Here is an 18,972-nt window from a genome sequence, read left to right as displayed (position 1 = left end):
GACGCGATCCGGATCCTTCGACACCTTCCGTCGTTGTCCGGAGCGAGCACCAACGCCGGTGCAGGACTCCGCCCCGGCCCCCCAGAGGATGGAGACGCCGTGACTTCAGTGGCCACCCCCGGTCTCGACAACGCCCCTACGACCCATGCCCGGCTGCTGGCGTGGGTGCAGGAGATGGCCGAGCTGACGACGCCGGACCGGATCGTCTGGGTCGACGGCAGTGACGAGGAGTGGGAGCGGCTCACGGCACAGCTGGTCGAGGCGGGCACCTTCACCCGCCTGCAGGCCAAGCCCAACTCGTTCTGGTGCGCCTCCGACCCCACCGACGTGGCGCGCGTCGAGGACCGCACCTTCATCTGCTCGGTCGACGAGGCCGACGCGGGTCCCACCAACAACTGGATGGACCCGACCGAGATGAAGTCGGTCATGACCGAGCTGTACCGGGGGTGCATGCGCGGCCGGACGATGTACGTCATCCCGTTCTGCATGGGCCCGGTCGAGGCCGAGAACCCGATGTTCGGCGTCGAGCTGACCGACTCGGAGTACGTCGTCGTCTCCATGCGCGTGATGGCCCGCATCGGCAGCCACGTGCTCGAGGCCATGGGCACCGACCGCGCGTTCGTCCCGGCCATGCACTCCGTCGGCGCCCCGCTCGAGCCGGGCCAGACCGACGTCCCCTGGCCCTGCAGCGACACCAAGTACATCGTCCAGTTCCCCGAGGAGCGGATGATCTGGTCCTACGGCTCGGGCTACGGCGGCAACGCGCTGCTGGGCAAGAAGTGCTACTCGCTGCGCATCGCCTCGGTGATGGCGCGCGACGAGGGCTGGCTCGCCGAGCACATGCTGATCCTGAAGCTGACCAGCCCGCAGCAGAAGACCTACTACGTCGCCGCCGCCTTCCCGTCGGCCTGCGGCAAGACCAACCTGGCGATGCTCGAGCCGACCATCCCGGGCTGGAAGGTCGAGACCCTCGGCGACGACATCGCCTGGATGCGGTTCGGCGAGGATGGCCGGCTCTACGCGCTCAACCCCGAGTACGGCCTGTTCGGCGTCGCGCCGGGCACGGGTTGGGAGACCAACCCGAACGCCATGCGCACGATCGAGAAGGGCAACTCGGTCTTCACCAACGTCGCCCTGACCGACGACGGCGACATCTGGTGGGAGGGCATGACCGACGAGCCGCCGGCGCACCTCACCGACTGGAAGGGCCGGGACTGGACGCCGGAGAGCGACGAGCCCTCCAGCCACCCGAACAGCCGCTTCTGCACCCCGATCACCCAGTGCCCGATCCTGGCGCCGGAGTACGACGACCCGAAGGGTGTGCCGATCTCGGCCATCCTGTTCGGCGGCCGCCGCAAGACCACGATCCCGCTGGTCACCGAGGCCCGGGACTGGAACCACGGCGTGTTCATGGGCGCGACGCTCTCCTCGGAGACGACCGCCGCGGCCACCGGTGCCGTCGGCGTCGTCCGCCGCGACCCCTTCGCCATGCTGCCGTTCATCGGCTACAACGGCGGTGACTACTTCCGGCACTGGGTCGAGACCGGCAAGGCGCACGACTCGACCAAGCTGCCGCGGATCTTCTACGTGAACTGGTTCCGGCGCGACGAGGGCGGCGGCTTCCTGTGGCCGGGCTTCGGCGAGAACAGCCGGGTCCTCAAGTGGGTCATCGAGCGCATCGAGGGCACCGCGGCGGCCGAGGAGACCGCGATCGGCCACGTGCCGACGGCGGACTCGCTCGACGTCTCCGGCCTGGACATGACGCCGGAGCAGGTGGAGCACGCGCTGCGCGTGGACAAGGACGAGTGGCAGGCGGAGATCCCGCAGATCACCGAGTGGTTCGAGAAGTTCGGCGACAAGCTGCCCACGACGATGTGGGACGAGCTGGAGATCCTGAAGAGCCGCCTCTCCTCCTGATCCACAGCCCCCGATGATCAGCCTGGCTGGTCGTAAGGGGTCCTGCCTCACCATCGACGCTGAGCCAGGATCCCTTCCGATCAGCCAGGCTGTTCGTCGTTCCGGGGGCTGATCGTCGTTCCGGGTGGCTGATCGTCGTCCCGGGAGGCGCTGCCCCGTCATGTCGAGGCGTCGCCGGGGCGTTGCGGTACTGCGTCGGTTAGCGTGAGTCGCCCTCACTCGTACGACGACAGGCTTCCCCGCTCGTGGCCAATCCCTACCTGCAGGTGCTGCGGACCCCGCACGCCCTGCCCATGGTGTTGGCCGCGTTCATCGGGCGACTGCCGCTGTCCATGGTCGGGCTCGGGTGCGTCCTGCTCGTGGCCTCGGAGACCGGGTCCTACGGGCTCGGCGGCGCGGTCGCGGCCGTGGGCGCGGTCACGACCGCCCTGGCCGGCCCGCTGCTCGGCCGGCTCGCCGACGCCCGAGGTCAGCGGCGCGTGCTGCTCCCGGTGCTCGGGATCTTCGTCGTCAGCGGGGCCTGCTTCCTCGCCGCGGTGAAGGAGGACTGGCCGCTGTGGACGGTCTTCGCCTCCGCCGGCATCGCGGGCGCCTGCATCCCGCCGGTCTCGTCGATGATCCGCGTCCGGTGGACGCACCTGCTGCGCGGCAGTCACCGGCTGCCGACGGCGCTGGCGATGGAGTCCGTCGTCGACGAGTTCGTGTTCATCGTCGGCCCCGTGCTGGTCACCTTCCTGTCGACGACGGGGCACGCGACCTCCGGCGTCGTCACCGCGTTCACCCTGGCCGCCGTGGGGGCCCTGCTCTTCGCGGCGCAGCGCCGCACCGAGCCGCCGCCCGGAGGGCACGAGAGCCGCAACGGCCCGTCGGCCATGCGCACCCCCGGCCTGCGCGTGCTGTTCGTCGTCGGTGCCGCCGTCGGGGCGATCCTCGGGACGCTGGAGATCGCGCTGGTGGCGTTCGCCGACGAGGAGAACGCGATGGCGCTGTCCGGCGTGCTCATCGCGGGGCTGGCCGTCGGGTCGATGGCCAGCGGCATCGGCTGGGGCACCGTGCACTGGAACCACCCGCTGCGGCACCGCCTGGCCGTCGTCCTGATCCTGCTCACCCTGCTCAGCGTCCCGCTGCTGCTGATCGAGGACGTCTGGATCATGGTCCCGTTCGTCGTCGTCGCCGGGGTGGCCGTCTCGCCGTCGCTGATCAGCTCGTTCACCCTCGCCGAGCTGCTGGTGCCGCGGGCGGTGGTCACCGAGGCGTTCACGTGGATCGGCACGGCGCTGGGTCTCGGTGTCGCGGTCGGCGCCTCGGTCGCGGGCAAGATCGTCGACGTCTACGGGGCGAACGCCTCGTTCCTGGTGGCCACGGTCGCCGCCGGCATCGCCGCCGCGGTCGTCGCGCTCTTCCAGCGGTTGCTGCACGTGCCGGCCGAGCACGCCGCCTCCCCGGCACTGGCCCGCTGACGTCGCCGGCCCGCGGGTGACCCGGCCCCGCCCCGCCGCAGGCGGTGGCCGTCGCCTCGGCGTCGAGCCCGAGCGGCTCGGCCGTTGGCTGGACGGCGTCGCCGAACGGCACGGCGCGTTCACCGACGTCCTGCTGGCCGACGGCACCGTGCAGGTCACCTGCGCCGACGGCACGACCGTCGCGCTGCGGGCACCGTTCGACTGGACGCCCGGCCCGGCCCTGCTGACGTCGTTCACCGCGGCGGCCCGCGAACCCCGGCGCGCCGCCGTCCTGCTGGTCCGCCGCGGCCGGTGGGCGGTCGGCGTCTTCGACGGTCGCGATCTGGTGGTGTCGAAGGTCGACGCCCGGCAGGTGCAGGGGCGGACGGCGGCCGGGGGGTGGTCGCAGCAGCGGTTCGCCCGGCGCCGGGGGCACCAGACCGACGCGGTCGTGGAGCACGCCGTCGAGACCGCCGCCCGCGTGCTGCTGCCGCACGCCGCGGAGGTGGTCGCGCTGTTCACCGGTGGCGACCGCGGGCTGGTCGACGACGTGCTGGCCGATCGCCGGCTCGCGCCGCTGGCCGCGCTGCGGAAGGAGCCGGCGCTCGACGTGGGGGAGCCGACGAAGGCCGTGCTGCTCGAGACGCCGAAGCAGTTCCGCGCGGTCGACGTCCACATCGTGGAACCCGGAGAGCGCGTCTGACCAGCTTTCGGTACCGAAAGCGCGATCTCGCACCGGAGCTTTCGGTACCGAAAGCTGGATGACGGTTCCGACGGCGGGGCGTAGCGTCCTTCGACCGTGTCCTCCGCTCTGAGTGAGTCGACCGAGTCCCCCGATCCCGTCCTCACCGCCGAGCGCGCCCACCTGGCGCGCGCGGCCGACTGCCTGACCGAGATGCGCGCCGCGGCGAGCGCCGTGACCGACGCCGGCGTCGACGCCTGGGCCTCCGAGCGCCTGGGTGCCGCGCGGGCCGAACGGCTCCGCGCCCTGGCCGCGGATCCGCACGTCCCGCCGTTCTTCGGCCGCACGGACGGGCGGGTGGGAGAGCGCACGGAGACCTTCCACATCGGCCGCCGGCACGTCCGCGACGCCGCCGGTGACCCGGTCGTCATCGACTGGCGGGCGCCGATGAGCCGGCCGTTCTACCAGGCCAGCGCCGCCGAGCCGCAGGGTCTGGAGCGGCGCCGCCGGTTCGGCTTCGACGGGGGCGAGCTCACCGGCTACGAGGACGAGCTCCTCGGTGCCGGCGACGAGCACGAGAGCCACTACCTCCGCGAGGAGATCGAGCGGCCCCGCAGCGGCCCGATGCGCGACATCGTCGCCACCATCCAGCCGGAGCAGGACGACATCGTGCGGGCGCCGCTGGCCGAGTCGATCTGCGTCCAGGGCGCACCGGGCACCGGCAAGACCGCGGTCGGCCTGCACCGCGCCGCGTACCTGCTCTACACGCACGGCGGCCAGCTCAGCCGGACCGGGGTCCTCGTCGTCGGGCCCAACCGGGCGTTCCTGCGCTACATCGAGCAGGTGCTGCCCACGCTCGGTGAGGTCGACGTCGAGCAGACGACGGTCGCCGGGCTCACCGCCCGGGTGCCGGTCCGCGCGGTGGACCCGCCGCAGGTCGCCGTCCTCAAGGGCGACGCCCGCATGGCCGAGGTGCTGCGCCGGGCGCTGTGGGGAGAGATCGCCAAGCCGGTGGACGACGTCCAGGTGACGCTGACCGGCCGCCGGTACCGCGTGCCGGTCGAGCGGCTCAAGCGCTACGTCGACGACCTGCGCCGCCGCGGCCGCACCGACGACGACCAGCAGTTGCTGCACTACGCCGCCGGCCGGGAGCGCCTCGCGATGCTCGTGGCCGAGGACGCCCGGCGGCAGAAGGAGGCGGCCGGCGGCAGCCCGACCGACGCCGAGACGCGCAAGGCCGCCCGCACCCCCGAGGTCCGCGGCTTCTGCGACACCGTCTGGCCGGCCCGCGACGCCGCCGGGCTGGTGCACGCCCTGCTCACCGACGCCGCCCTGCTGCGACGGGCCGCCCGCGGGCTCCTGGACGACGAGGAGCAGGCGGCCCTGCGCTGGGACCCCGCGCCGCGGAGCGTCCGGACCGCGCCGTGGAGCGAGTCGGACGCTGTCCTGGTCGACGAGGCGGCCGGCCTGCTCGAACGGACCGAGGGCTACGGCCACGTGGTGCTCGACGAGGCGCAGGACCTCTCCCCGATGCAGTGCCGTGCGGTCGCGCGGCGGCTGGCCGCGGGGTCGCTGACCGTGCTGGGTGACCTCGCGCAGGCCACCAGCCCGTGGGCGCCGTCGGACTGGCGCGAGACGCTGGCCGGCCTGGGCCGCCCGGGCACCGTCGTCCGCCCGCTGACCCGCGGCTACCGCGTCCCGGGCGAGGTGCTCGAGTACGCCAACCGGCTGCTCCCGGTCATCGCACCCGACCTGCCGCCGGCCACCGCGGTCCGCTCGGAACCGGGCTCGCTGACCGTCCGGCCGGTCAGCTCCCTGGCCGGCCCGCTGGCCGACGTCGTCGCCGGACTGGCGGCCGTGCCCGGCTCGATCGGCGTCGTCTGCGCCGACCCCGCCGTCGGCGAGGTGGTCGCGCTGCTGGCCGCGGCGGGGCTGCCGGCGGTGGCGCTCACCGACGACGGCGACGCGGCCGCCCGCATCGCCGTCGTCCCGGCGACCCTGGCCAAGGGGCTGGAGTTCGACGCGGTGGTCGTGGTCGACCCGGCCGCGATCGTGGCGGCCGAGCCGCGCGGTCTGCACCGGCTCTACGTCGTCCTCACTCGGGCGGTCAGCACCCTCGTCGTGCTCCACCGCGGCGACCTCCCGGCGCCGCTGATCGACGACCGCGAGGACGACGGCGCAGCCGTGGGACTCGCGTGACCGGAGGTTTCCGAGGGTCGAGCCCGCCCACCGGCGGCGGCGCGGATGGTTGTGAGGCGATCCGTTCTCTGTTGGGGTGAGCCGTTCCCGGAGGGAGGGTCATGGATCGGCACGCGCTCGCGACGCTGCTCAAGCTCGCCGTGACCGTCGTCGTCGCGGGCGCTCTCCTGGCCGGGATGCTGCTGCCGTGGGTGGGCGGTCCGGCGCTGGCCGCCCAGCAGTCGACCAGCCTGCTCGGCGACCTCCCCCTCGAGCTGACCGACGAACCGCCGGCGGGCAACACGGTGATGCTGGCCGCCAACGGCGAGGTCATCACCTCCTTCTACGAGCAGAACCGCGACCCGGTCGCGTCGGAGGACATCGCCGACGTCATGAAGCACGCCATGGTGGCCATCGAGGACGCCCGCTTCTACGAGCACCGCGGCCTCGACCTGCAGGGCACCCTGCGCGCGCTGGTGACCAACGTGGCCGCCGGCGGCGTGCAGGAGGGCGGCTCGACCCTCACCCAGCAGCTGGTGAAGCAGACCCTGCTCCAGACCGCCGACACCCCCGAGGAGCGACGCTCGGCCACCGAGCAGACGCTCGGCCGCAAGCTGCGCGAGGCGCGCTTCGCCATGGCGCTCGAGGAGGTCTACAGCAAGGACGAGTTGCTCACCCGCTACCTCAACATCGTCTACTTCGGCGGCAACGCCTACGGCGTGCAGCCCGCGGCCCGGGCGCTGTTCGGCGTCGACGCCGCCGACCTCACCCTCACCCAGGCGGCGCTGCTGGCCGGGCTGGTGCAGAGCCCGTCCGACGACGACCCGTTCTCCAACCCCGAGGGCGCCACCATCCGGCGCAACCAGGTGCTGGGTCGCATGGCCGAGCAGGGCTACATCACCCCGGACGAGGCCGCCGAGGCCAAGGCCGCCCCGCTGGCCCTCACCCCGGAACCGGCCCCGCGGCGGGGCTGCGTCGAGGCCAGCGTCGGCGCGTACGTCTGCGACTTCGTGCAGCAGTACCTCACCGAGCGGCTCGGCATCAGCCAGTACGAGCTCGACCACGACGGCTACGTCATCCGGACGACGCTCGACCCCGAGCTGCAGCGCTCCGGCGACGCCGCCGTGCTGGCCACCCTGCCGATGGGCGACTCGAAGGCGGCCACGTTCAGCGCCGTCGAGCCCGGCACCGGGCACCTGCTGGCGCTGTCGGTCAACCGGATCTTCGGCTACGACCGGAACGACCCGGCGCAGGAGTCCTACAACCTCAACGTGGCGCCCAGCCGGGGTGCCGGGTCCACGTACAAGGTGTTCGTCGCCGCCGCCGCACTGGCCCGTGGCTACTCGACGCAGTACACGCTGCGGACGTCGGACCCGTACTACTCGCGTGTCTACAAGAAGGACGGCGGCCCGTACCCGGTCCGCAACGCCGGCTCCTACCGCGCGACGCTGGATCTCACGACGGCGCTCTACCAGTCGTCGAACACCTACTTCCTCGCCCTCGAGGACGCCCTGGGCAGCGTCGAGGAGCCGGTGCGGATGGCCGAGGCGATGGGCCTGTACCAGTTCGGGCCCGACGGGCTGGCCGACCAGGTGATCGAGGAGAACCGCGGGTCGTTCACCTTCGGGCCCGACGCCACCAGCCCGCTCGGCCTGGCCAGCGCCTACTCGACGCTGGCGGCCGGCGGCACGCAGTGCGACGTCCTGCCGATCACCGAGCTGCTCGACCGGTTCGGCGAGCCGGTCCTGGCCGACGACGGCGGCGGCCTCGTCCCCACCGGCAACTGCACGCCCGAGGCCATCCCGCCCGGGGTCGCCACCACCCTGAACCAGATGCTCCGCCGCGACGTCGAGCCCGGCTGGGGCGGGCAGACCGGCCGCCGGGCCTACGTCCCGGGGCACCAGATCGCGGGCAAGACCGGCACGACCCAGAACAACTACTCGGTCGCCTTCGTCGGGTACACCCCCGAGATCGCCGCGAGCGTCATGGTGTTCAACCCGAAGCGGAACGAGAACGTCGGCGGCTTCGGTGGCGGCAAGGGCGCGACCATCTGGCACGACGCGATGGCCCCGATCCTCACCGCCCGCGGCAGCAGCGAGTTCCCGCCCGCCGACCCCGTCGTCGAGGCGGGCAACACCCGGCCGGTGCCGTGGTGCAACACGCTCGAGGACTGCCGCAGCGCGCTGATCGCCTGGGGTTTCACGCACACGACCGTCGAGGTCGACAGCGACCTCGAGGCCGGTCTGCTCACCGAACTCAGCCCGCCCCGGGGCGGCCGCGGCGTCCCCGGCCAGCTGGTCACGATCCTGGTGAGCAACGGCTCCCGGTACGTCCCGCCGCCGCCGGTCCCCGAGCCGGCGCCCGTCCCACCCCCGGCGACGGATCCGCCGCCCGCGCCGGACCCGGTCCCCGATCCGCCTCCGGATCCCGATCCCGACCCCGATCCGGAGCTGCCGGCCATCCCGCTCCCGCCGGGGTGGCCGCCGATCCCCGGGCTACCCCGGGGCTGAGCGGCCGGCCCGACCCGCGTCGTCCCGCGCCCGCCGTGCCAGCCTGGCGTCGAGGGCCTGCGTGGCCAGCCAGCCGATGAGCACCACCAGGTGCAGGGCGAACAGCCACAGTCCCAGGGCGACGACACCGCCGACGACCGTCAGCCCGCCGAACGGGGCGCCCAGGTCCAGCGGCAGGGACAGGAACAGCACGAACCCCTGCAGGAACCCTGAGACGCAGGCCGCCGTGAACAGCGCGCCGCCGATCAGCGCGATGCCTCGCACCCGTCCCCCGCCCACGACCCGGAACCCCCAGGCCAGCGGCAGGGTCAACGCGACGAGCACCGAGTAGAAGCCGACCGCGATGCGGCCGAGTGCCGCCCCGGCCCCGCCGGTGTCGGCGAGGTCGGCCATCACCCCGGCGGCGAGCAGCAGCGGGTAGAGCAGCACCGGGGCGAGCAGCAGCAGCGGCAGCGCGGCGAGACGGCCGCGCCAGGCGGTCATCGCCTCCTCCCGCCCGCTGAACCGCAGGAGCGCGCGGCGCAGCCCCTCGCCGTAGAGCGACATCGGCAGCAGGGCCAGGACCCCACCGAGCAGGTCGAGCCGCGCGCCCGCGTCGACCAGCCGGGCGAGGGCGTCCGGCGCACCGAGCTCGGCCGGCAGCAGGTCGCCCAGCCGGCCGCCGAGCTCGCGCACGGTGCCGGTGGACGTGAGCAGCCCGGTGAGCGCGAACGCCAGCACCAGCAGCGGGACGACGGCGATGCCCGCGTAGAAGGTCAGGCCGGCCGCGATGAGCGCGAGGTCGCGGCCGTGCAGACGCCGCCGGATGTCCGAGGCGAGGTCGGCCAGGCCGGCTCGGAGGCCTGGCCCCGGTGTCAGCGCGGGTCCAGGAGGTGGCGGGCCGCCGCGTAGCCGCCGAGTCCGCTGACCGCACCGCCGCGCACCGTGCCACCCGAGGACGCCGCGACGATCCGCGGGTGCCCGGTGGCCACGCCCCAGCCGCCGACCTCGTCGTCGGTGGCGGCGACCGGCCAGGCCAGGTCGCCGTGGAAGATGTGCCCGCCCGGCATGCCCAACGACGCCTCGACGTCGACGGGTGAGGCGGCCTGCAGGCAGGGGCGCCCGTGCGCGTCGCGGGCCAGACAGTCGAGCAGCGGCTCCTCCAGGTGCGCGTCGAGCTGCGCCACCACCCGGCGGACCGCCTCGTCGCGCGTGCCGTCCGGGTCGTCGCGGTAGAGCTCGGCGGGGGTGTGCAGGCCGAACAGGGTGAGCGTGTGGTGCCCGGTGGCCCGCTCGGTCGGGCCGAGGATGGACGCGTCGCTCAGCGAGTGGCAGTACACCTCGAACGGGATGACGTCGGGCAGCCGGCCGGCGGCGGCCTGGGCGTAGGCGGCGTCGATCTGGCTCGCGGCCTCGTCGACGTGGAACGTGCCGGCGAAGGCGGTCGCCGGGTCGGTGCCCGACCGCAACCGGGGCAGCCGGGCCAGCACCATGTTGACCTTCAGCTGCGAGCCCGACGGCCGCGGCCCGGGATCGGCCCCGGTCAGCTCGGCCAGCACGGTCGGGGCGGCGCCGCAGACCACGTGTCCCGCGTCCACCGAGCGCTGCCTCCCGTCGTCGTCGGTCCAGCTGACCGTGACGCCGTCGGCGCGCGGATCGAGCGCGGTCACCGTGGCCCGGGTGACCAGCTCGGCGCCGTGCCGCCGCGCGGCCGCCGCCATGGCCCCGCTGACGGCACCCATGCCGCCCACCGGCACCCGCCACTGCCCGGTCCCGTTGCCCACGAGGTGGTACAGGAAGCAGCGGCCGGCCAGGCCGTCGGCGGCGTGCACGTCGGCGAACGTGCCGATGAGCCCGTCGGTCAGCGCCACGCCGCGCACGACGTCGTCGCTGAGGTGGTCGCCGACCACGTCGGCCAGCGGCCGCTCCCGCAGGTCGTGCCACAGCTCCGGGTCGCGCAGCCGCGCCTCGAGCTCGGCCGGTGCGAGCAGGGGCTCGACCAGGGTGGGGGCGAGGTCCTCGGCGAGGCCGGCCAGCCGGCCGTAGAAGCGCTGCCAGCCCGCGAACTCGGCGTCGGAGCCGGTGAGGGCGGCGAACGAGGTGGCCGTGGCCGGGCCCTCCTCCCGCTCGACGAGCAGCCCGCCGGGGCGGCCGTCACGGGTCAGCGCCGTGTAGGACGCGACCGTGCGGTCGGCCAGCCGGATGTCGAGGTCGAGATCGCCGACGATGCGATCCGGGAGCAGGCTGACCAGGTAGGAGTACGCCGACAGCCGGACGTCGACGCCCTCGAACACCTGACGGCTGACCGCGGCCCCACCGAGGGCCGCCTGCCGCTCGAGGACGAGGACCGACCGGCCGGCCCGGGCGAGGTAGGCGGCGGCGACCAGGCCGTTGTGCCCGCCGCCGACCACGACGACGTCGTATCTGCTGTGCTCCACCGGCGGACGGTATCCGGCCCGTCCGGGGCACTGCCACCGGCCCGTCACCGGCGGGGATTCCGCAGCGTCACCGCCGTCGTCACGAGACCGTGACGGACCGGTTCGCGCAAGGGTTCGGGAAAGTTGGTGCAGAAGGCCACAAATAACATCTTTGTCATTGTCACGGCGTGGTCACGCACCTTACGGTGCGTGTGTCCATCGGGGCTTTCAGTCACTGTCTGAGTGACACCCGGATGGGCGCCGTCGAGCCGGTCGCCCGCACTCGCAGGCGACGGGCCGGGGACCCACCGAAGCACTGGGGTGCAGCGCCGCATCCGCGACGCCGGGCGAACTCCCGCCCGAACCCGTCAGCTAACCCGGTAGGCGGCTCGTGGACGAGAACGGAGAGCCGCCGCACCATGGCGACTGCAACCCCCGCCGCACCGCGCGCGGCCACCCGCCGCCGGTTCGCCCTGCGCTCCGGCTTCGCTCTCGTCGCGGCCGTCGGCATCCTGGTCGCGGGGGTTCCCGCCCAGGCCGCCCCCGGCGATCCGGGCACGTCCGCCGAGGCCGCCGAGCTCGTCGCGGCCCGCGGCCACGAACTCGAGGTCGTCACCGAGCAGTTCAACGAGGCCCGCGAGACGCTCGTCGCCCAGCACGCCGCCGCCGAGGCCGCCGTCGCCGCGTCCAACCAGGCGCAGGCCGCGCTGCTGGCGGCCCAGCAGGCCGTCCGCGGCATCGCCCGCACCGCCTACACCGGCGAGTCGATGAGCTCCTTCCGCGCGCTGATGACCAGCGAGTCGGCCGACGAGTTCGTCGACCGCGTCGCCACCCTGCAGATGGTCGCCGGCCACCAGAACGAGGTCCTCGGCGTGGCCGCCACCGCCAGCATCGCCGCGGCCCAGGCCCAGGCCACCGCCCAGGAGGCCGCGGCGCAGGCGCAGGCGACCTACGACGCCGTCGCCGCCCAGCAGGCCGATCTCGAGGCGCAGATCGCCGACTACCAGGCGCTCTACGACCGGCTCAGCCTGGCCGAGCAGCAGGCCGCCGTCGCCGCCCACCACGGGGACGACCGCGCCAGCCGCGACGACCGCAGCGAGCTCGTCGCCGCCACCGGCCCGATCGTCGCCGGCAGCCAGGCGGCGCAGGTCGCCGTCGACACGGCCATGGCCCAGCGCGGCAAGCCCTACGTCTGGGCCGCGTCCGGGCCGCGCTCCTTCGACTGCTCAGGGCTGACGGCGTTCGCCTACGCCGCCGCCGGCGTGCGGCTGCCGCACTCCAGTCGCATGCAGGCCGGCATGGGCCAGTCGGTCTCCCGGGCCGAGCTCCAGCCCGGTGACCTGGTCTTCTTCTACAGCCCGGTCAGCCACGTGGGCATCTACATCGGCAACGGGCAGATGGTGCACGCGCCGACCTCCGGCGACGTCGTCAAGGTCGCCAGCATCGACGCGATGGGTGGCTACGCCGGCGCTCGCCGGATCGCCGGCTGATCACCCCACCCGCTGCAACAGCCCCCAGACGAACGCCGCCCGGCGCCCGCCGGGCAGCTCCACCTCCCACCGGGTGACGACGCCCGGGTCGACGCTGCGGGCCCCGGGCAGGCCGACGACGTCGTCCAGGGTGTGCTCCCACACGAGCAGGGCGTCGGCGGTGGCCGGCGGGACGGGGGAGCCCGGCGCCCGCACCAGGTGCTCGTTGAGCACCGAGCCGCCCGGGCCGGTCAGCACCTCCCAGTAGAGGTGCGGCCACAGCGGCACCGGCCAGCGGCGCACCTGGACGTCGAGGTCGCCGAACCGGCGGTCCTCGAGCTCGTCGGGCGGGCCGAGCACCGCCGTGCGCAGCGCCAGGCCGCGCGGGGCCCGGGGCGAGTGCTGCAGCGCCTGCCAGCGGGTGTGCGCGGCGTGCGCCTCCCGGCGGCTGGCGCCCAGCCGCGGGAGCGCCTCGGCGACGAGATCCGGGCGGACGTCGGCCATCCGCCGGAGCAGCACGAGGCAGAACTCCCGCCTGGCCAGTCCCCGCACGGGCCCGACCCTGCCAGGATGCGGTCGTGCTGATCGACCCGGCCACCGCCGCGGGGATCGCGGACGGCTCGGTGACCCTCGCCTTCCGCCGCTGGGACCGCCCGCGCATGCGCCCGGGCGGCACCCAGCGGACGGCGGCAGGCGTCGTCCGTATCGACTCGGTCGACGAGGTGGACCCCGACAGCCTGACCGAGGACGACGCCGTGCAGAGCGGCGTCCGCTCGCTGGCCGAGCTCCACCGGCTGCTCGACCGGCGGCCCGGCGCGCACGTGTACCGCCTGCGGGTGGGGCCTGCCGGCCCCGATCCGCGGGTGGAATTGCGCGAGCAGGCCACGCTGTCGGCCGACGAGCGCCGCGCCGTCGACGCCCGGCTGGACCGGTGGGACGCCGCGGCCCGGGGCGGGCGTGGACGCGGCAGGTGCTCGCGCTGATCGCCGACAGGCCGGGCGTCCGCGCGCCCGACCTCGCCGCCTCGCTCGGGCGCGAGACGCTCTCGTTCAAGCGCGACGTCCGCAAGCTCAAGGAGCTGGGACTGACCCGCAGCCTGGCGGTCGGGTATGAAATATCACCCCGCGGCCGGGCCTACCTGCGCTGACCGGCCGGGGAGGATCGGGGCTGTGAACCCCCGTACCGCAGCCACCGCGTTCCGTGCCGTCGCGATCGCCGAGGCGATCTCCTGGATCGGCCTGCTCGCCGGCATGTTCGTCAAGTACGTCCCGCAGACCACCGAGATCGGCGTGCAGGTGTTCGGCCCGATCCACGGCGCGGTCTTCGTCGCCTACGTCCTCCTCGCCCTGGTCGCGAGCCGGGCCCTCCGCTGGTCGCGGGGCACCACCCTGCTCGCCCTGCTCGCCTCGATCCCGCCCCTGGCCACCGTCTGGTTCGAGCGCCGCGCCACCCGCGCCGGTGACCTCCCGGTCGGGAGTGCCGTTCCCGCGTCCTGAGCGGCGCACGCCGGCGGCGGATGGATACGGTCCCCGTCATGCCCGAGCCCGTCCTGCCCTCCACCGCCCGCCTGCTCCTGGCCCGCACGGCGCGGACCCAGCGGGAGGGGCGGGCGCCGAGCCTGGTCGCCGGGGTCGTGCGCGACGGCGGCCTGGCCTGGTCGGCCGCGCGGGGTGAGGTGCCCGAGCCGCACGCCGACGTCCAGTACCGGCTGGGATCGATCAGCAAGACCGTGACCGCCGTCGTCGTGATGCGGCTGCGCGACGAGGGTCGGCTGCACCTCGACGACCACCTCGAGGAGCACCTGCCGGGCACGCCGCTCGGCGACCGCACGGTCGGTCAGTTGCTCTCCCACCTGGCCGGTGCCTCGGCCGAGAGCCCCGGCGGCTGGTGGGAGCGCACGCCCGGCGGCTCGCTCGGCGAGCTGGGGCTGGGGCCGTCCGACGTCGTCCTCGGTGCCGCCCGCCGGTTCCACTACTCGAACCTCGGGTTCGGGCTGCTGGGTGAGCTCGTGGCGCGGCTGCGCGGGACCTCGTGGGAGGACGCCGTCACCGCCGAGGTGCTCGCCCCGCTGGGCATGACCCGGACGACCCCGCGCCCGGTCGAGCCGGCCGCCGAGGGCCGGGCGGTGCACCCGTGGGCCGACGTCGTCCTCGCCGAGCCCGAGCACCATGCCGGCGTCATGGCCGCGGCCGGCCAGCTCTGGGCGTCGCTGACCGACCTGGGGCGGTTCGGCGCCTTCCTGCTCGGCGACACCGCCGGCGTGCTCGACCCCGCCACGCTCGAGGAGATGACCGTCCCGGCGGGCGTCGACTCCTCGGCTGCGGGCTGGGCCTCCTACGGGCTCGGCCTGCAGGTGCTGCGCGTCGACGGGTGCACGCTGGTCGGGCACGGCGGCTCGATGCCCGGCTTCCTGGCCGGGGTGTTCGTCGACCGCGACGAGCAGATCGGCGCGGTGTCCCTGACCAACTCGACCTCGGGCGTGGACCCGCTGGTCTTCGGCCTGCTGACCGACCTGCGGGCCGCGGAGCCGCGGATCGTGGAGCCCTGGACGCCGGCGCCCTCACCCCTGCCGCTGGAGCGGCTCGGCGTCTGGTTCTGGGGCCCGTCGCCCTACGTGCTGCGCTCCGTGGGCAGCGACCTGCTGCACCTGGGCCCGTTGCCGGGCCGCAGTGGGCGGGCCAGCCGGTTCTCCCCGCGGGACGACGGCACCTGGGTTGGGCTGGACGGCTACTTCGCCGGCGAGACGCTGCGGATCGCCGAGGACCACCTGGACCTCGACACGTTCATCTTCACGCGCACGCCCTACGACCCCGAGGCGCCGGTGCCCGGCGGCGTGCACGAGCACGGCTGGCAGTAGCCCTCACGCGCCGCGACGGCGGCGGAGCAACCAGGCGCTCCCCAGGCCGACCGCGAGCACCACCGCCGCACCGAGCCCGAGCAGCAGCAGGTCCGGGCCGCCGGGCTGCTCCGTCCCCGCCTCGCCCTCCAGGGGAAGCCCTCCGGGGGCCCCGGTCGACGTCGTCAGGTTCGTCAGGTCGGCCAGTTCACCGACCACGAGCGGGTCGAGCTCTGCGGTCCCGCCGCAGAGGCCCGCTCGGTACTGGCCGTCCGGCAGATCGGGATCGCTGGTCGCGAAGACGACGAACGGGCCCTTGCCCGACAGCTCCAGCCCGCAGCTGGCGCTCGACGACGCCGTGACCACGCCTTGCGCCTCGCGCACCTCACCCTTGAACACCACGTGCGCGGTGAACACGAGCAGCGCCGGGTCACCGCTGCCGATGACCGGCCAGTCGGGGTGGTCGACGTCGCGGGAGAGCAGCGATCCGGTGAACACCGCGTCGGCGTCGGCGAAGTGCTGTGCGGTCGTGGCCTCGGCGCAGCTGCACGCCTGCGCGGGTGCGGCGACCAGCAGCCCGGCAACCGCGAGCAGCGCCGTCAGCAGCAGGGTGACCATTCCGCGACGCACGGCCGGAGCATGTCGCATCCGGCCCCGCGAGGCGAGATCTGCACACTGGCCCACCTCAGGCGCCTGAACCGGGCCAGTGTGCAGATCTGGCCCCGGGTCTACGCCTCGCCGGCGGCGCTCTCCAGCAGCGGGCCCATGCGGTGGTCGACGAACCGGCGCAGCGCCAGGGCGGTGTCGATCCGCTGGACGCCGGGGATCGCCAGGAGCTGCTCGCTGATCCGCCACAGGTCGTCGGCGTCGCGGGCCACCACGTGCACCAGCAGGTCGGCCACGCCGGACAGGCCGGTCACCTCGAGCACCTCGGGGATGTCGGCGAGACCCCGGCTGACCTCGGCCAGGCTGCGCTGCACCACCTGCACGGTCACGTAGGCGCCGAGCCGGTAGCCCAGCGCCTCGGGGCGCACCCGCCGGTCGAAGGGCGCGAGCACCCCGTTGCTCTCCAGTCGGGTCAGCCGCGCCTGCACGGTGTTGCGCGCCAGCCCGAGCCGCTGCGACAGCGCCATCACGCTCGCCCGGGGATCCTCGCCCAGCGCGAGCAGCAGCCGCGCATCGGTGGCGTCGACATCGGCCATGTTGCTCAGTCTGACATGCGAGGACGTCCTACTACTGCGTCTTCTGCGCAATCATTCCGAGGGATCTTGCGCAGATCGATATCGGGGTGGTGTTGTCGTCGCACCGGGTGGTCGTGTCACCATGTGTGAGTGGCACCACACCCCGGCCGCCACGAGACGTCCACACACCGAGGGCGCCGGTCACCCCGGCACCCGCGGGAGACGGCGAGGAGAATTCCGTGACCGCGTTGAGCCAGGCCACCGAGGTGGTCGACCCCGTACCCGGGGCCGCCGCCCCGCACCTGCCGCAGCAGCCCGACCTGATCCAGCTGCTGACGCCCGAGGGTGAGCGGGTGGAGCACCCCGACTACGCCGTCGACCTCAGCGACGAGGAGCTGCGCGGGCTGTACCGCGATCTCGCGCTGGTCCGCCGCTGGGACGTCGAGGCCACCGCGCTGCAGCGCCAGGGCGAGCTCGGCATCTGGGCCTCCCTCCTCGGCCAGGAGGCCGCCCAGGTCGGCGCCGGTCGCGCGCTGCAGGACGGCGACATGGCCTTCCCCACCTACCGCGAGCACGGCGTCGCCTGGACCCGCGGCGTCGACCCGCTCGACGTGATCAGCCTGTTCCGCGGCGTCGACAACGGCGGCTGGGACCCGGTGGCCACCGGCTTCAACCTCTACACCGTCGTCATCGGCGCGCAGTGCCTGCACGGCACCGGCTACGCGATGGGCATCCAGCGCGACGGCGCCGAGAACGCCGTCCTCGCCTTCCTCGGCGACGGCGCGACCAGCCAGGGCGAGGTCAACGAGGCGATGATCTGGGCGGCGAGCTTCTCGGCCCCCGTCGTCTTCTTCTGCCAGAACAACCAGTACGCGATCAGCGTCCCGCTGGAGCGGCAGTCGCGGGTGCCGCTGTACCAGCGCGCCGCCGGCTTCGGCTTCCCGGGCGTGCGGGTCGACGGCAACGACGTCCTCGCCGTCCTGGCCGTCACCCGCGCCGCGCTCGCCGCCGCCCGGGAGGGCCAGGGCCCGACCTTCATCGAGGCGTTCACCTACCGCATGGGCGCGCACACCACGTCCGACGACCCCACCCGCTACCGGCTGGCCAGCGAGCTGGAGGAGTGGAAGCTGCGTGACCCGATCGCGCGGCTCAAGGCCTACCTCGTGCGCAGCGGCAAGGCCGACGCCGCCTTCTTCGAGGCCGTCGAGGCCGACGAGACCGAGCTGGCCGCGAAGATCCGCCAGGGCACCACCGAGATGGCCGATCCGCCGCTGACCAGCATGTTCGACCACGTGTACGCCGAGCAGACCCCGCACCTCGCGCAGCAGCGGGCCGAGTTCGTCGAGTACCACGCCAGCTTCGCGGACGGGGGCGACCACTGATGAGCACCCAGACGCTCACGATCGGCAAGGCCCTGAACCTCGGCTTGCGCAAGGCCATGGAGGACGACGCCAAGGTCGTGCTCATGGGCGAGGACATCGGCAAGCTCGGCGGGGTCTTCCGCATCACCGACGGGCTGCAGAAGGACTTCGGCGACGACCGCGTCGTCGACACCCCGCTGGCCGAGGCCGGCATCCTGGGCACCGCGGTCGGCCTGGCCATGCGCGGCTACCGCCCGGTGTGCGAGATCCAGTTCGACGGGTTCGTCTTCCCCGCCTACAACCAGATCGTCACCCAGGTCGCGAAGATCCACGCCCGGAGCAAGGGCCGCCTGCCCATGCCGATCGTCATCCGCATCCCCTTCGGTGGCGGCATCGGCGCGGTCGAGCACCACAGCGAGAGCCCCGAGGCCTACTTCGCGCACACCGCCGGGCTCAAGGTCGTCGCCGTCAGCAACCCGGTCGACGCGTACTGGGGCATCCAGCAGGCGATCGCCCATCCCGACCCGATCGTCTTCTTCGAGCCGAAGCGGCGGTACTGGGAGAAGGCCGAGGTCGACACCGACGCCACCCCGGGTCCGCTGTTCGCCTCCCGCGTGGTCCGCGGCGGCGACGACGTCACCGTGCTGGCGTACGGCCCGATGGTGAAGACCGCGCTGCAGGCCGCCGAGGCCGCCGCGGAGGAGGGCCGCTCGCTCGAGGTGGTCGACCTGCGCACCCTGTCCCCGCTCGACCTCGACCCCGTGTTCGAGTCCGTCCGCCGCACCGGCCGCTGCGTCGTCGTCCACGAGGCGCCGCTGACCCTCGGCCTCGGCGCGGAGATCGCCGCCCGGATCACCGAGACCTGCTTCCACTCGCTGGAGGCACCGGTGCTGCGCGTGGGTGGCTACGACACCCCGTACCCGCCGTCCAAGCTGGAGGAGGAGTACCTCCCCGACCTCGACCGCGTGCTCGACGCCGTCGACCGGTCGCTGGGGTTCTGAGG

General features: G+C 73.9%; 17 protein-coding genes and 1 riboswitch. Of the genes, 12 read left to right on the top strand and 5 right to left on the bottom strand.

Annotation, left to right across the window (positions count from 1 at the left end; all coding sequences use genetic code 11):
- Window positions 1-99: 99 nt before the first annotated feature.
- From ABD644_RS03590 to ABD644_RS03570, 5 genes are all read left to right on the top strand, one after another.
- Window positions 100-1,917: a phosphoenolpyruvate carboxykinase (GTP) gene (locus tag ABD644_RS03590; RefSeq protein ID WP_344687140.1), complete on the top strand. Its 1,818-nt coding sequence runs from the start codon at window positions 100-102 to the stop codon at window positions 1,915-1,917.
- A gap of 245 nt (window positions 1,918-2,162) precedes the next feature.
- Window positions 2,163-3,377: an MFS transporter gene (locus ABD644_RS03585; RefSeq protein WP_344687138.1), complete on the top strand. Its 1,215-nt coding sequence runs from the start codon at window positions 2,163-2,165 to the stop codon at window positions 3,375-3,377.
- 16 nt (window positions 3,378-3,393) lie between these two features.
- A complete protein-coding gene (locus ABD644_RS03580; protein ID WP_344687137.1) occupies window positions 3,394-4,059 on the top strand; it encodes an acVLRF1 family peptidyl-tRNA hydrolase in 666 nt (221 codons plus the stop codon).
- A gap of 96 nt (window positions 4,060-4,155) precedes the next feature.
- The gene (locus ABD644_RS03575; protein WP_344687136.1) at window positions 4,156-6,237 is read left to right on the top strand and encodes a HelD family protein; all 2,082 of its coding nucleotides are present in this window, start codon (window positions 4,156-4,158) and stop codon (window positions 6,235-6,237) included.
- Window positions 6,238-6,338: 101 nt separating this feature from the next.
- A complete protein-coding gene (locus ABD644_RS03570) occupies window positions 6,339-8,726 on the top strand; it encodes a transglycosylase domain-containing protein (RefSeq protein ID WP_344687135.1) in 2,388 nt (795 codons plus the stop codon).
- On the opposite strand, the gene ABD644_RS03565 is transcribed toward ABD644_RS03570, so the two are convergent.
- The gene (locus ABD644_RS03565; RefSeq protein ID WP_425547378.1) at window positions 8,712-9,467 is read right to left on the bottom strand and encodes a YhjD/YihY/BrkB family envelope integrity protein; all 756 of its coding nucleotides are present in this window, start codon (window positions 9,465-9,467) and stop codon (window positions 8,712-8,714) included. The two genes, ABD644_RS03570 and ABD644_RS03565, sit on opposite strands and share 15 nt — an antisense overlap.
- 113 nt (window positions 9,468-9,580) lie before the next feature.
- Window positions 9,581-11,143 carry a phytoene desaturase family protein gene (locus tag ABD644_RS03560; protein WP_344687134.1) on the bottom strand — a complete coding sequence of 521 codons (1,563 nt, stop codon included), beginning with the start codon at window positions 11,141-11,143 and terminating at the stop codon, window positions 9,581-9,583.
- 243 nt (window positions 11,144-11,386) lie between these two features.
- Window positions 11,387-11,524: riboswitch (cyclic di-AMP (ydaO/yuaA leader) on the top strand.
- Window positions 11,525-11,541: 17 nt separating this feature from the next.
- On the opposite strand from ABD644_RS03560, the gene ABD644_RS03555 reads away from it, so the two are divergent.
- Complete coding sequence (locus tag ABD644_RS03555; RefSeq protein WP_344687133.1) at window positions 11,542-12,612, top strand: C40 family peptidase; 1,071 nt, start codon at window positions 11,542-11,544, stop codon at window positions 12,610-12,612.
- On the opposite strand, the gene ABD644_RS03550 is transcribed toward ABD644_RS03555, so the two are convergent.
- Window positions 12,613-13,143: a hypothetical protein gene (locus ABD644_RS03550; RefSeq protein WP_344687132.1), complete on the bottom strand. Its 531-nt coding sequence runs from the start codon at window positions 13,141-13,143 to the stop codon at window positions 12,613-12,615. It lies immediately after the preceding gene.
- A gap of 26 nt (window positions 13,144-13,169) precedes the next feature.
- Between ABD644_RS03550 and ABD644_RS03545 the strand changes: the two genes are divergently transcribed.
- The 4 genes from ABD644_RS03545 to ABD644_RS03530 are packed head-to-tail and all read left to right on the top strand — an operon-like array spanning window position 13,170 to window position 15,448.
- A complete protein-coding gene (locus ABD644_RS03545) occupies window positions 13,170-13,574 on the top strand; it encodes an ASCH domain-containing protein (RefSeq protein ID WP_344687131.1) in 405 nt (134 codons plus the stop codon).
- Entirely contained in the window at window positions 13,562-13,738 is a 177-nt protein-coding gene (locus ABD644_RS03540; RefSeq protein ID WP_344687130.1) for a hypothetical protein, read from the top strand. Before ABD644_RS03545 ends, ABD644_RS03540 begins: the two co-directional genes overlap by 13 nt.
- Window positions 13,739-13,760: 22 nt before the next feature.
- Window positions 13,761-14,087, top strand: coding sequence for a DUF3817 domain-containing protein (locus ABD644_RS03535; RefSeq protein ID WP_344687128.1), 327 nt, complete (start codon window positions 13,761-13,763; stop codon window positions 14,085-14,087).
- A 38-nt stretch (window positions 14,088-14,125) separates the two neighbouring features.
- Window positions 14,126-15,448, top strand: coding sequence for a serine hydrolase domain-containing protein (locus tag ABD644_RS03530; RefSeq protein WP_344687127.1), 1,323 nt, complete (start codon window positions 14,126-14,128; stop codon window positions 15,446-15,448).
- A 3-nt stretch (window positions 15,449-15,451) separates the two neighbouring features.
- Here the strand turns inward: ABD644_RS03530 and ABD644_RS03525 are convergent, their stop codons facing one another.
- Both ABD644_RS03525 and ABD644_RS03520 read right to left on the bottom strand, forming a co-directional pair.
- Window positions 15,452-16,057, bottom strand: a complete 606-nt coding sequence (locus tag ABD644_RS03525; RefSeq protein WP_344687126.1) for a hypothetical protein — start codon at window positions 16,055-16,057, stop codon at window positions 15,452-15,454.
- 98 nt (window positions 16,058-16,155) lie between these two features.
- Entirely contained in the window at window positions 16,156-16,629 is a 474-nt protein-coding gene (locus ABD644_RS03520) for an Lrp/AsnC family transcriptional regulator (RefSeq protein ID WP_344687125.1), read from the bottom strand.
- A gap of 218 nt (window positions 16,630-16,847) precedes the next feature.
- Here ABD644_RS03520 and pdhA point away from each other — a divergent pair, with 218 nt between their 5' ends.
- On the top strand, window positions 16,848-17,990 hold the full coding sequence (gene pdhA, locus ABD644_RS03515; RefSeq protein WP_344687124.1) for a pyruvate dehydrogenase (acetyl-transferring) E1 component subunit alpha: 1,143 nt from the start codon (window positions 16,848-16,850) through the stop codon (window positions 17,988-17,990).
- A complete protein-coding gene (locus tag ABD644_RS03510; RefSeq protein ID WP_344687123.1) occupies window positions 17,990-18,970 on the top strand; it encodes an alpha-ketoacid dehydrogenase subunit beta in 981 nt (326 codons plus the stop codon). The genes pdhA and ABD644_RS03510 overlap by 1 nt, the downstream gene beginning before the upstream one ends.
- Window positions 18,971-18,972: the final 2 nt, after the last annotated feature.

Source organism: Blastococcus jejuensis, assembly GCF_039534705.1.
GTDB lineage: Bacteria > Actinomycetota > Actinomycetes > Mycobacteriales > Geodermatophilaceae > Blastococcus_B > Blastococcus_B jejuensis.
Note: the sequence above shows the minus strand (reverse complement) of the source record. Positions and strands in the feature narration are given on the sequence as shown.